At 47.3% G+C, this 14571-nt stretch carries 10 protein-coding genes; all 10 read left to right on the top strand.

Going from position 1 to position 14571, the window contains the following annotated elements; translation table 11 throughout:
• Window positions 1-45: 45 nt before the first annotated feature.
• The 10 genes from FBF61_RS16340 to FBF61_RS16295 all read left to right on the top strand — a co-directional run bounded on the left by FBF61_RS16340 (window position 46) and on the right by FBF61_RS16295 (window position 14406).
• A complete protein-coding gene (locus FBF61_RS16340; RefSeq protein ID WP_138479084.1) occupies window positions 46-3432 on the top strand; it encodes a SusC/RagA family TonB-linked outer membrane protein in 3387 nt (1128 codons plus the stop codon).
• Window positions 3433-3476: 44 nt separating this feature from the next.
• Window positions 3477-5054 (top strand): SusD/RagB family nutrient-binding outer membrane lipoprotein, encoded by a 1578-nt coding sequence (locus FBF61_RS16335; RefSeq protein WP_138479082.1) that lies wholly within the window; start codon window positions 3477-3479, stop codon window positions 5052-5054.
• A 257-nt stretch (window positions 5055-5311) separates the two neighbouring features.
• Window positions 5312-6538, top strand: a complete 1227-nt coding sequence (locus tag FBF61_RS16330) for an aminotransferase class V-fold PLP-dependent enzyme (RefSeq protein WP_138479080.1) — start codon at window positions 5312-5314, stop codon at window positions 6536-6538.
• A gap of 40 nt (window positions 6539-6578) precedes the next feature.
• Window positions 6579-7832 (top strand): amidohydrolase/deacetylase family metallohydrolase, encoded by a 1254-nt coding sequence (locus FBF61_RS16325; protein WP_138479078.1) that lies wholly within the window; start codon window positions 6579-6581, stop codon window positions 7830-7832.
• 28 nt (window positions 7833-7860) lie between these two features.
• Window positions 7861-9600, top strand: coding sequence for a PQQ-dependent sugar dehydrogenase (locus FBF61_RS16320; protein ID WP_138479076.1), 1740 nt, complete (start codon window positions 7861-7863; stop codon window positions 9598-9600).
• Window positions 9601-9720: 120 nt separating this feature from the next.
• Entirely contained in the window at window positions 9721-10155 is a 435-nt protein-coding gene (locus FBF61_RS16315; RefSeq protein WP_138479074.1) for a c-type cytochrome, read from the top strand.
• A gap of 21 nt (window positions 10156-10176) precedes the next feature.
• Entirely contained in the window at window positions 10177-11664 is a 1488-nt protein-coding gene (locus FBF61_RS16310) for a PQQ-dependent sugar dehydrogenase (RefSeq protein WP_138479072.1), read from the top strand.
• Between the two features lie 35 nt (window positions 11665-11699).
• A complete protein-coding gene (locus FBF61_RS16305; RefSeq protein WP_138479070.1) occupies window positions 11700-12155 on the top strand; it encodes a RidA family protein in 456 nt (151 codons plus the stop codon).
• 293 nt (window positions 12156-12448) lie between these two features.
• Entirely contained in the window at window positions 12449-13057 is a 609-nt protein-coding gene (locus FBF61_RS16300) for an RNA polymerase sigma factor (protein ID WP_138479068.1), read from the top strand.
• Window positions 13058-13305: 248 nt separating this feature from the next.
• On the top strand, window positions 13306-14406 hold the full coding sequence (locus FBF61_RS16295; protein ID WP_138479066.1) for a FecR family protein: 1101 nt from the start codon (window positions 13306-13308) through the stop codon (window positions 14404-14406).
• Window positions 14407-14571 lie beyond the last annotated feature (165 nt).

Genomic DNA, 14571 nt, shown 5'->3' with positions numbered 1-14571 from the left:
GCGGGCTTCTCAATTTTAATTTTAAACCAAATTTTTCCTGAACGTATGAGAAAAAAACTATCTGGGCATTCTCCCAGAGCCGCATCCGCGCTATGGAAAGCCTGCGCATTGATGCTAGCTCTTCTGCTGATAACCACATCGACACATGCCCTACATTCCAAATCGGTGCAGAATGTAGATAATGTGAAGATTTCACTTCACCTTCATGAAGTTACTCTTCAGAAAGCATTTCTCGCAATAGAGAAAAAAAGCGAATTCAAGTTCATTACAAGCATTGAAAGAATAGACAAAAAGAAAAAAGTATCCGTTTCCCTTGAAAACAAATCTGTGAAAGAAGCATTGGAAACAATCCTGGCAGATACCGGCCTCGGCTACACGCAGATCAACAACAATATTATTATCAACAACAAACCTGTATCCCAGGCAAGAATGCCTGCGGAGGTGATGCCTGTGGTCCCGATCAAGACCGTCGTGCAGGACGTCACCGGAACAGTTAAAGATGAGAAAGGTGAACCTGTGCCGGGAACAAATGTGCTGGTAAAAGGAACCTCCACGGGAACCAGTACAGGCGCTGATGGAAAGTATTCGATATCTGTTCCCGGTAATGATGCCACACTTGTTTTTTCGTCAATAGGTTACATCAGCAAGGAAATTGTGGTTGGTGCAAACACAACAATTGATGTAACTCTTGCAGAAGACGTAAAAATATTGGGCGAGGTAGTGGTCACCGCATTGGGCATCGAACGTGATGCCAGGACACTCACCTACTCTACCCAGCAGATCGACGGAAAACAGCTCACAGATGTCCGTGACGCTAACTTCGTAAATACGCTGTCCGGAAAAGTGGCTGGTGCTGTGATCACCCAGGGCTCTTCCGGGCCGGGGTCGGCAACACGCGTCGTACTACGCGGAAACCGCTCTATCACCGGAAATAATAACGCATTGTTCGTAGTAGACGGCGTACCTATCGACAATACAGTAAGAAACCAGGTAGGAAGTGATTTTGGCGGCATCAATGGCAGCGACGGGGCAGCCAACATTAATCCGGACGATATCGAATCCATGAACATTTTGAAAGGTGCTGCGGCATCTGCGCTTTACGGAAGCCGGGCGGCCAACGGTGTGATAATGATTACGACCAAAAAAGGGAAGGCAGGCAAGATCTCCGCCGACGTCAATTCAGGTGTTGTGGTCGAATCGCCATTTTTGCTTCCAAAGTTTCAGAATATTTATGGGCAGGGATCAGGCGGTGTCGCGAGTACCAACTCTGGCGTGAGCTGGGGCCCTGAGTCAGTTACGTTTCCGGATAACATTAAAGACTTTTACCGCAACGCTATCTCTGCCAACAATTCGGTCGGGGTTTCGGCGGGTTCTGAGAAAGTACAGACATATCTGTCTTATACCAATAACTACAACCAGGGAATACTGCCAAATAATGATCTGATGCGGCACACCTTGAATTTAAGGTTAAATACCCAGATCTCTAAACGCTTCTCCACAGACGCCAAGTTAACCTATATTAATTCCAAAATTGATAACAAGCCACGTTCCGGGGAAGAGAGTTCGGTAACGATGAATTTATACAAAACGCCCCGAAGCGTAGATTTGAATCAATACAAGCAGTTTGAAGATGCCAATGGCAAACCAACATACTGGGCAAGTTCCGGTATTTACATGAACCCTTACTGGACGATCAACCGGACTTTTGAAACTGAAAAAAGGAACCGCGTGATCGCATTGGGTTCTGCCAAATACGAATTTACAGACTGGCTCAACATTCAGGGCCGTATCAGCTACGACTGGTATGCCGACCGTTTTAACCGTGGTTTTGCCAATAATACACTGCTTTTTGCAGGCACAGGCGGCTCGTATGCCGACTGGACCGCAGAGCAACTCGAAAGAAACATGGACCTCATTGTTTCCGGTAATAATAAAATCGGTAAAGACATTGCGGTAACCTATAATTTCGGAGCTGGTTCTACTTATAAAAAGTTCTCACAAGTGGGTGCGAGTACGAATGGATTATCCATCCCAAACCGTTTTGATCTGTCGTTTGCCGCTGCTCTGACCCAAATGACAGGCTATGAAGAAAGAGAACTTCAGTATGTTTTCGGTACTGCGTCTTTCTCTTTCCGTGATTATCTGACGGTGGATGCCTCGGTGCGCAACGACTGGTCTACGACTCTTCCCAAACCGTATTCTTACATTTATTCGTCATTTGGCGGAAATCTAATCCTTTCAGAAGCCTTCCAACTTCCCTCATTTATCAGTTTTGCCAAATTGAGAGGTTCATGGGCACAGGTTGGAAATGATACGGAACCTTACCGCCTTCTGCAGACTTACACTTTTTTCCAGGGCGGAAGAGGCGGATTCATCTCGCAAAACACGACCCGCCCTGCGGATAATCTGAAACCGGAAATTTCTTCTTCTACCGAAATCGGCGCAGACATCCGGCTTTTCAACGGACGCCTGGGACTTGACTTCACGTATTACAACAGCAACACCGTTAACCAGCTGCTTACACTGCCACAAGCATCGGCAACGGGTTTTCTGAACCAGTTTATCAATGCAGGGAAAATCAATAACAAAGGAGTTGAATTTACACTGAGCGCCACGCCCGTGAAAAGCAAAGACCTTACCTGGGATGCAACGCTTAATTTTGCCAGAAACATCAATACTATTGTTGAGCTGCACCCCAAGATCAAAACAGCTACCCTGGGCGGTAATACCCGCACCACAACGGCTGTGGTAAGTGAAGGCGGATCTTACGGAGACCTTCAGGCTTTTGGCTGGAAAACCGATGACCAGGGACGATACATTGTCAATGCGAACGGGGTTCCTGTGGTAAGTGAATTCAAAACAATCGGCAACTTCAACCCGAAGTTCACGATCGGTTTAAACAACTCTTTTTCTTATAAAAATTTCGTCCTGAGCTTCCTGATCGATGGCCGTGTAGGTGGTATCATGACTTCCGGAACAGACGGTAACCTCGCTTACGACGGAACTGCAGAATATACTACTGCTCACAGAGACGGAGGCTGGGTACTTGATGCCGTAACCGAAACAGGCGAAACGAATACCAAAGCTATTACAGCGGAAACTTTCTGGCAGACCGTTTCTCAAGGTCGCTATACCTGGGGAGAGTTCTTCACTTACTCCACTACAAACTTCCGTTTGAGAGAGGCAACGCTGGGATATAACATTCCAATGCCAGCGAATACTTTCATCAAAAATTTAAGATTGTCGCTTACTGCCAGAAACCTGTTCTTCCTGTACCGTGGATATGCAATTATGGACATCCCAGGAATTGCGAAACGAAAACTGCCTTTTGATCCTGACGTAAACCTGGGCGCTGGCAATTACCAGGGTTCGGAATATGGCTCGCTTCCCTCAACCCGCACGATCGGGGTCAATGTAAAATTAGGATTCTGAGACTAAGTCAAATCCAGGTTAGAATCAAAACTATCTTAAGAAACATGAAATTATTAAATCATAAGTTTGTAAGAACATCAACAATTGGGTTAATGATCGGCTCGGCATCGATCTGGGGCGGATGCACCAGTGACTTCGACGAAATCAATACCAGTAAAACTTCGCTCACCAGTCTTTCCCCGGATGAGCTCCCCTATCTGTTTGCCCGAGCCCAGCAGCAGGCATCCTATGCCGCAGGAACTTATCAGACAGCGCAAAATCTTTACGCAGATTTATTTGCTCAATTTTTCGCGACCACCACTGCTAATTTTCAATCGGACCGCTATTTCATGCATCCGACCTGGATCAACTCGCACTGGAACCCCGTTTACACACAAGTTGTTCCTCAGCTCAAAAATCTGTTCAGGCAAACTGATCCGGGTTCTTCTGAATATGCACTGGCAAGTATATGGTGGGTTTATTCGTTTCACCGCGTGACCGATTATTATGGCCCGATCCCATATTTCGCAGCAGGTGAACCAGGTGACGGCGTAGCATACGACGCGCAAGAGCTGATTTATGACGATTTTTTCAAACGTCTTGCTACGGCCACAACGGTATTGAAGGGCAAAACCTCCGAAAAACCTTATGGAAACTTCGATATCGTTTACGGCGGCGATGTTAATAAATGGATCAAATTTGCCAATACGCTCCGCCTGCGTCTGGCTTTGAGAATATCAAAAGTGGATCCCGCACGTGCAAAAACCGAAGCCGAAGCCGCCATTGTCGGCGGACTGCTGACTGATGTCGCCGATAATGCATACATGGTCAAAAGTCTTCTTGGAGGTGATAACAATGGTCTTGCCACCATTTCCGGATGGGGGGAATTCAGAATGAGCGCTTCTATGGAATCTGTATTGAAGGGCTACGACGATCCGCGCATTGGCATCTTCTTTCAGCCTGCGTTTCTGACAAAAACCTACGAAGGATTAAGAAACGGACTCGGCCCGACTGAACTCGCAGTAGCAGCAAACAGCAACGATAATACATCCAACATCGGCGAGCGTTGGATCCGGAACACCGGGGCAGGATCGGCCTGGGACAGACAACTGGCTGTTCAGCAAGACGTAATGCACACCGCCGAAGCCTATTTCCTTCTGGCGGAAGCCGCGGTGAACAAATGGAACACTGGTACAGGCACTGCACAGGTTTTTTATGAAAAAGGGATAGAAGCATCCATGGCTGGCTGGGGAATCACGGGCGCGTCAGTAACCGCCTATATCAACAGCACAAAGACACCTGTTGCACCTGGTGACCAGCAAAACTCCCCTGCTTTGTCGAACATTCCTGTAAAATGGGGCGCTACGGAAGCCATCCAGCGTGAACAAATTGGCACACAAAAATGGCTGGCGCTATTTCCCGACGGTATAGAAGCATGGGCGGAATTCCGTAGAAGCAGGTTCCCTAAACTGTACCCGGTCGTACATTCTGTGAACGCGGATGTACCAACGACCGCAGTTGTCCGCAGGATTCCTTTTATCCTTCAGGAAAAACAGTCGAATACAGCTGCGGTGACAGAAGCGGTAAAACTTCTCAACGGCCCTGACAACGCCGCTACGCCACTCTGGTGGGACAAAAACTAAAGTTTACGGACTGAATTAATATTAAATTAAAAGTGCTGCCCGGCGCAATCCGAAAAGCACTTTTAATTTAATTTCGCATTCAAAATAAAAGGGCTTCAAAGTCGGCAATAACCAAACTATATTTTCTTAAATTGGAAAAAATGAAAAAATAATCTTCACAAAAAGAGTATCAGCACCTATTTTTCTACATCCTTAACCACGTTATTGTCAAAGTTATTTTTTGAACATCCTTTATCAAATTCAGTCCTGTAACCATTATGATCAACCGCAGAGATTTAATCAAACATTTATCCACATTTCCTCTTTTGGGCGGATTTCTGGGACAAACCAGCATCGACCCCATGGGTGTGGCTGCCAAGGTGCCGGTAAGGAACCTGGCAAAAGAGCTGGGCATCCGTACTTTTATCAACGCGGCGGGTACCTACACAGCGATGACCGGCTCATTGATGCAGGACGAAGTGGTGGAAACGATACAGGGAGCGTCCAAGGATTTTATGATGCTCGACGAAGTGCAGACCAAAGTGGGTGAAAAAATCGCTGCGCTTACCCACGCAGAATCGGCAGTGGTTACCGCAGGCTGCTTCTCAGCTCTGACGCTTGGACTGGCCGGAGTTCTCACGGGAATGGACCAGAAAAAAGTGAGCGCATTGCCGCATTTGGAAGGTACAGGCATGAAGTCGGAAGTGATCATCCAGAAAGGCCACAGCATCGGCTATTCCCAGGCCCTGACCAATACGGGATGCAAGATCGTCTATGTGGAAACGGTTGATGAACTGAAAAAAGCGATCAATGAAAAAACCGCGCTGATGTGGTTTCTGAATATCCAGTCGGACAACGGGCAGATCAAACACGAACAGTGGATAGAAATTGCCAAAAAGAACGGAATTCCGACCATGATCGACATGGCTGCTGACGTCCCGCCGGTAGAAAATCTCTGGAAATTCAATGATATGGGTTTCGACCTCGTTTGCGTATCCGGCGGAAAAGCCATGCGGGGACCTCAGAGTGCCGGTATTTTGATGGGTAAAAAACACCTGATCGCTGCGGCGCGGCTGAGCATGCCGCCACGCGGATCGACGATCGGCCGGGGTATGAAAGTAAACAAAGAAGAAATTCTGGGTATGTATGTGGCTTTGGAAAAATTCATCAACATGGACCACAAAAAAGAGTGGAAAATGTGGGAAGACCGGACCGCGCTCATCGGGAATGCTGCTAAAAGTGTAAACGGCGTAACTACCGAGGTCACTGTACCGGAGCTGGGAAACCATACGCCTACTTTGAGGGTAACCTGGGATGCGGCGAAAGTAAGTTTACCGGTTAAGGTTCTGCAGGAGAATCTGCGCAACGGAAACCCATCGATCGAGATCATTGCGGGTGATATGAATTCGCTGACGATCACAACGTGGATGCTGAAACCTGGCGAAGAAAAAATCGTTGCCAGCAGACTTAAAGAAGAATTGCAAAAAGCAGCCGTCAAATCCTGATCTGACCGATTCCCGACCCCTAACCTCTATATTTGAAAAAATGAAAAAAACGACTGCCTTTTTTCTCTGTCTGATTTTTATAAACTGCGCTGCCGTCAAAGCGCAAACATATAGTATTGTCATCAAAGGAGGACATGTCATTGATCCCAAAAACAATATCAATGAAGTGATGGATGTGGGGATCTTTGAGGGAAAAATTAAAAAAGTTGCCAAGAATATCGATGCCAAAGAAGGACGGCAGGTGGTAACGGCCACTGGCATGTATGTTACGCCGGGCCTTATCGATATCCACGGTCACGTATTTTTCGGTACGCAACCAAACCATTATTTAAGTAATGGTTTGGTTGCATTACCGCCCGATGGCTTCACCTTCCGCGTAGGTGTTACCACCATTGTGGACGCCGGCGGCGCAGGTTGGGATTCTTTTTCTGAGTTTAAGAACAATGTGATTTTTAATTCAAAAACACGTGTACTTTCTTTTATGAACATCGTTGGCCAGGGCATGCGCGGCGGCAACTATGAGCAGGATACCAGCGATATGGACCCCAACCTGGCAGCTTCGGTAGCGATCAAAAACAGAAATGATGTGGTGGGTTTTAAAGTAGCACACTTTCAGGGCGGTGACTGGAAACCGGTAGATAATGCCGTTAAAGCTGGCAAGCTTGCCAACATGCCGGTTATGGTCGATTTCGGAGGCAGCACCCCTCCTCTTCCGCTCGAAGAACTTTTTATGAAGCATCTTCGGCCCGGCGACATTTTTACACATGCCTACACACTTCTCGAAGGCAATGTAAGAGAAACCATCGTGGATGAAACTGCAAAAAAAGTAAAACCATTTACCCTCGAAGCCCGCAAAAAAGGGATTGTATTTGATGTAGGTTATGGTGGTGCAAGTTTCAATTATTCCCAGGCAATCCCGGCCATCAAAAACGGATTTTACCCGAATACGATCAGTACCGACCTGCACACAGGCAGCATGAACGGTTCGATGAAAGATATGCTTAGTGTCATGTCCAAGTTTTATATCATGGGTATGGACCTTCCGTCGGTGATCAAAGCAAGTACCTGGGCCCCGGCACAGGTGATCAAAAGAGAAAACCTCGGCCATATTTCAGAAAATGCAATTGCGGACGTAGCTATTTTTTCCATGCGCAAAGGCAATTTCGGCTTTTATGACAAAACCGGATACAAAATGGAAGGTAAAGAAAAGCTGGAATGTGAAATGACCATTATGGGTGGCAAAATCGTTTACGACCTGAACGGTATAGCGAATCCGATCTATTTGACAAGATAAAACCAAACCCTCTTCACGATCATCAAATATGTATTCTCTCATCAGGAAATTGCCGGTCCCACTACTGCTGATCCTCATCATGGGGTTTATCCAGCGATCCGATATCCGCGAAGGTTCGCCTGTGAACGATAAAAACGGAGGGCTCTTTCTGCCCGAGGGATTTGAGGCGACCGTTGTGGTGGATAGCCTTCCGGGACGGGCCCGGCATATCGCTGTCAATGATAACGGCGACATATATGTAAAAGCACGCTTTGCTGACAAGAACGAATCGGTCATTGCGCTGCGGGATACTAATAACGATGGGCGGGCCGACATCATCAAACGTTTCGGCGGCAACGCAAAGGAGCGTGCTTACGGGACTGCAATGCGGATTTACAAAGGCTATATCTATTTCAGTTCTGAACTGATCGTATACCGTTACAAACTCACTCCCGGAAAACTGGTACCCGAAAGTGAACAGGAAATAATCCTGACCGACGACCACCCGCACGGCATGCACGAGCACATTGCAAAGCCGGTCACTTTTGACGACAAAGGTTTTATGTACGTTCCGTTTGGCGCCAATTCCAATGCATGCCAGGAACAAAACCGTACGCCGGGATCAGTGGGAATGGACCCCTGCCCGATCCTGGAAGACCATGGCGGGATATGGAGATTCGATGCGAATAAAACAGGCCAGCTGCAAAAAGACGGCTATAAGTTTGCGACCGGCCTGAGAAGCGTGGTGGCCCTCGACTGGAATTTTGCCGATAATAATCTCTATGCTGTTCAGCACGGACGTGATGACCTGCTCCGTCTCTGGCCGCAGATCTACTCGCCCTGGCAAAGTGCCATGTTGCCTTCGGAAGAATTCCTGCGGGTAAAAGATGGTTCGGATGCAGGCTGGCCTTATTGTTATTATGATCAGATGCAGGGCAAGAAGTTATTGAACCCTGAATATGGCGGAGACGGAAAAATCATCGGCAAATGCGGAATTTACGAAAAGCCCCTGATCGGCTTTCCAGGTCACTGGGCGCCGAACGATATCCTTTTTTACCAGGGCAGCCAATTCCCCGATCATTATAAAAACGGTTCCTTCATCGCATTCCACGGCTCTACCAATCGCGCTCCTTACCCGCAGTCAAGCTATTTTATTGGTTTCGTACCCTTCAAAAATGGCCAGCCTTCCGGAGATTATGAGGTGTTCGCAGACGGCTTTGCGGGCGTAGACCCGATCGTGAACACCAGCGACGCCGTATATCGTCCGATGGGCATCGCCATGGGCCCCGACGGTTCGATCTACATTGCAGAAACTGAGAAAGGGAAAATCTGGAAAGTGACCTACAAGGGCGGCAAGAAGAAATTCAATAAAGCTTCCCTTGCCCAAATGGAAAAAAGAAAATTACTGTCGCACATCAGGACACCGGATGTGATCAACGACAACCTGGATAAAGACAAACCGGTTGCGGGCGGTAAGGTTTACAGCGTGTATTGTACAGCCTGCCACCAGCGAAACGGCATGGGCGATTCCCAGCGTTTCCCGCCCCTGGCCGGCGCCGACTGGGTGACAGGCGACAAGGAGCGTTTGATTAAGGTAGTACTGAAAGGCCTTGAAGGTCCGATTGAAGTAAAAGGACAGTCCTACAACAACGTGATGCCACAGCATAGCTTTCTGAAAGACGAAGAAGTGGCAGAAGTACTGACGCACATCAGAAGCAACTTCGGTAACAAGGCAAGTGAAGTGACCACCGAAGAAGTGGCAAAAGTAAGAGCGTCGCTGGACAAGTAGAGATCAGGTTTTTCTCCTTCCACTCCCCTTAAGTTAGTGTTACTCTCCGGCAAATTGAGTTCTGCTTTCTGGGGGTTTGGAGGGAGAAAAAAACATTAAAATCATATTTTTTTCTCGTTAATGAATCAAAACAAATTTCTAGCCGCAAGCTTTGTTGTTTTATCCGGAATAGCCCTGGCGGGTTTTTCATCCGGAAATGAAGACCGCCGTCCCTACCATAGCCAGGAACCATGGAAAGCCCCTGCCTGGGCAGACACTTTAAAAAGCCCCTATCACGAAGAACCGCTGACACTGGCTCAGGGTGAAGAACTGTTCACCTTGTACTGCGCTTCCTGTCATGGTGACGCCGGGTACGGAGACGGGGCTGCCGGGGGCGCATTGGGTCAGAAGCCTGCCAACTTTCATGACACACTCGTTAAAAATCAGAGCGACGGGTCGCTTTTCTGGAAAATGTCCAACGGAAGAGGCAATATGCCTCCTTTTCAGGATGTTTTTACGGCTGAGCAAAGATGGAAGCTGGTTGCTTACATCCGTCATTTAGGTAAAACCGAATAATCCTGAACCTATTTTATACAAATGCTTATCCCAAACAAACTTCTGAACTCCGGATTAACAGCCCTGTTTGCCCTGGTCTTGTCCATCCACGCAATTGGCCAGGATTCCCGGCCGCCGGTAACAACCAGTACACCCAGGGCACTTCGTGATGATATCACGATTGAAGAGTACATGAAAGTGGAACCGGACGCTGTGCGGATCATCCGTCACCCGGTTACCGGCGAAATATATTATACTACCTTTTATGGTGATGTATATAAAATAAAGGAAGTGGACGGGAAACCCGTCAGCGAGAAACTCCTTACCGTCGAAGATCATGGCATCCCCCGTTTGCAAGGCGCTGCTTTTCACGGGAATATGCTGTTTCTTGCGGGCAATATCAACGTCAACAACAACAAAGGAAACAAAGGAAAAATGGTCCGCTATGAAATGAAAAGCGGGGTTACCAAGCCGGAAATGACCGTCGTATTTAATACAGTTGAATACGGGGCCAACAAAACCACTTTCGACCACGGCTGGAACGCACTTGAGATCAGCCCGGACGGGAAGTATATTTTTGTGAACACTGGTGCGCGTACCGATCACGGAGAAGTTCAGGACAATGGAGGCGAATATCCAAATGCCAGGGACAATGCCCTCACAGCTAACATATTCCGCTTCCCGATCAATGCAAAAGACCTGTTACTTACCACCGACGTTGCCAAACTGAAAGCCGACGGTTATCTCTATGCAGAAGGTATCAGAAATGCCTATGATATGGCTTTTGATCCGAAAGGAAACCTCTTTGCTGTATCCAATTCCGGTGACTACGATCATCCGGAGGATATGTTTTGGGTAAGAAAAGGACATCACTATGGATTTCCCTGGGTGATGGGCGGAATAGAAAACCCGCAACAATACCCTGACTATCAGCCTGACCCTGAAAAAGATCCTTTCATGAGCAAGTTTGCTTTTGCATGGCTGATGAAGTATTTTCACAATGATCCCGATTTTCCTAAAAGACCCGCAGGCGTAACATTCAGTCCTTCGGTGCAGAATATGGGCCCGGATGCCAACGAGTACCGCGACAGAAAAACCGGTGTGGTTATGGACGGGGATACGACCGGCGCAACCGTGGGTACTTTTAACGCACACTCCTCCCCGCTCGCATTGTTTTTCGACAATAAAAAAGCGCTCGGGAAAGACCTGACCGGCGACGGGTTTGTCATGCGTTATACCGGCGGGCCACGAAACGGGGTAGTCAATCCAAGTCCGCTGAGAAGGCAGGGAAAGGATTTACTGCACCTGGATATGATCTATGACAAGGCCACTGACAACTATAAAGTCAAAACCACCCGCATCGTCGAAAATTTCACCTCGCCTACGGACGCGCTCCTGATCGGGAACGCCGTGTATATCATTGAGTATGGCGGAAAACAGGGCGGAAACAAAGCCGGAGGAAGCCTCTGGAAAATCACATTGCCTGCCGGCGAAAAAATCGCAAAGGAAGGCAAGAAGAAAAAAAAGTAGTATTATCGTTCTAACTAACCTTAATTTCCACGTTTATGAAGTCTGAAAGAAGATCTATCCTTAAAAAATTGTTCGCTTCCGTTGCCGGTGTAGCCGGTTTCGGCATTGCTGCAAAAGCAGAACCGGCCGCTCCTGAAAAAGAAGTCGGCGACGTGGTGATGTTGCAGGATGTACCGTTGTTTTCCGGACATACCAAATTCAACAATATGGTATTTGTCGCCGGGAAAGGCGCCCACTTTGAAGGTGATATCACTGCGCACACAAAGCACGTTCTCGACGAACTGGAAAAAGAACTGATCAAAGCTGGTTCTTCTATGGAAAAAGTATTGAAATGCAGCGTTTTCCTTCATGACCTGAATGATTACAAAGCCATGAACGAAGCCTATAAGGGACGTTTTGGAAGCAAGCCCCCATGCCGCACGACCGTAGCGGTTTACGGAGGCGTACCAGGTGACTCACTCGTTGAAATCGACTGTATCGCCTACATATAGCCTCTCGCTAACCCAGTAATCAGACGATCACAGCAATGGCGTTACAACCACAAGCTGTGATCGCCTTTTTTTTCACACACCCACAAACAACCCGCACGGCAATACATGACCACAGATAGCAACCCCGGCCCCCAATCCCGGCATGCCTGACAGGCCAAAATATTGAAATTTCAAACTTATATTTTAGGATAGTACAATTAAACCATATATAATTTTAATAATAAAAATAAAGTCCGACTTATATTTTAGATTTTACACATTTAACAGTTACTTTGTATCTGACCTTAACTGATTTGAATAAGAGACAACGCATAGCAGAAGAGAACGCAGTTCTATTAAATCTCTGGCAACAGTCACAGGCTGGCGATAGTCTGTCCTTTTGCCAGCTGGCAGACCGGCTGTACCGGACGTTGTTTAACTACGCTACCAGCTATACGTCCGACCGCGAGTTCATCAAAGATTCGATCCAGGAACTGCTGATCCACATCTGGGAAAAAAGGGAGACGATCAATATCCAGTTTGTTTCCATCTATTTCCTGAAAGCAATGCGAAATCAGCTTTTGCAGGAGTTTCGCCGGAATAACACCGCCCGGCCTTTGCTCGACCTGGACGAGATAGATGAACTTTCCGACTACCAGACCATCGAAACTGAAATTGAGAAAAACGAGGTCTATTCCAAGAACCAGGTAATGGTCCGCACAGCCATCAACGATCTGCCCAGACGTCAGAAAGAGGCTGTTTTCCTCAAATATTTCGAGGGAATGGACAATGAACAGATCGCCGACTTTATGCAGGTAAACCGGCAGTCGGTAGCCAATTTGCTCTTCAAAGCCATTTCCGCCCTCAAAAGCGCCATCCCGGTAAGTCATATACTTTTACTGTCCGCGATTATTACAGTTTAGCTGGATATCGAACCAGGCATGGCCTAATTTCGGCTAAGCAAAAGTTGGGCGTAGTTTCAAACCGCCCGGCCGCCCGGTACGTCCGAGCGACACCGGCCTCAGGCCGTAAAAAAACCGCAGATGGCATACTGTATCCAACTCTTCCGTCTCCTCCCACAAAAAATTCAAAAAATAATTTTCGAAAAAAGAGTATCACCCCAAGAATCCTGCATCCTTCAAATAATTAGCCATACTATTATTTGCCCGATATGCAAAATTACCGCAATTTTCTTCCGGAAGAACTCGCAGCCGACCCCTCGTTCAGGCGGTGGGTCATATTCAATGATCCCGAAGAAGAGATGATCTGGGTGGAATGGCTTCACCTCAATCCCGATAAGCTTGATCTCGTAACAAAGGCCAAACTCCTGCTGAACCTTACAGAAGTCAGCTTTGATAATATTTCTGATGAAGAAGTTGCCAACGAAATATACCGCCTCTCACATGCCATCGGTGAGAATAACGGGAGAAAGTCATTTAGGCTGATCAGTTTCCGGCCGCACTGGTATCATCTGGCGGCGTCAGTCCTTTTGTTGCTTTTTGCCGGCTTCTGGTTTAACAAGCAAACGGCCACCCAGCAAAAATCAGAACAGTACAGGCAGATCCTGAGCCAGATCAAAGAACCGCTGGTAGAAGAATTGAATACATCGGACAAAGCAAAGCTGGTGATACTCGAAGATGGAAGTTCGGTGGTTTTACAGCCCAAAAGCCGCATCACTTATCCAAAAAGGTTCGAAGGCCAGCGCAGGGAAGTTTTTCTGACGGGAGAAGCGTTTTTTGAAGTAGCGAAAAATCCGGACAAGCCGTTTTACGTATATGCCAGTACGCTGGCTACCAAAGTTTTGGGAACAAGTTTCAAAGTCAGCGCATTTGATAATGACAAAGATGTGAAAGTGGTGGTAAAGACCGGAAAGGTCTCCGTGTTCCCGATGACCAAAGACGCCGTTGAAACCCAGCACGCAGACGAAAAGCTCGGGGGGATGGTACTTACGCCAAATCAGCAGATCGTTTTTGCCCCCAAAGAACTGCGTCTGACCAGAAGCCTGATCGAAGATCCGAAGTTACTGGAGCTCCCGATCCAGCGGCAGTCATTTGAATTCAAGGGCACCCCTATCTCCGAAGTATTCGCCACACTCGAAAAATCTTATGGTGTGAAGATCATATTTGATGCCGAAGTCATGCAGAATTGCTATCTCACAGCATCGCTTTCCGACGAGCCGTTGTTTGAAAAAATAAACCTGATCTGCAAGACCCTGGGAGCACATTACGAACAGATGGATGCCAGCATTATTATCAGCAGCAAAGGCTGTTGAAAGACGATAATCTCTGAACCAATTATAAATAAAATAAAAAAACCGTTGCACCGCCTATGACAATACCTGCTACTAACTGCCTGTAAAAAAATGAGTCGATGATGCTGCAACACCACCGACTCGAGAAGACCCCCGATTGTTCAAATTAACGAGATCTGCGTCGCA

Origin of the sequence: Dyadobacter bucti (assembly GCF_005869225.1) — a bacterium.
In the GTDB taxonomy this organism is placed as follows: domain Bacteria; phylum Bacteroidota; class Bacteroidia; order Cytophagales; family Spirosomataceae; genus Dyadobacter; species Dyadobacter bucti.
This window is presented reverse-complemented; position numbering and strand designations above follow the sequence as displayed.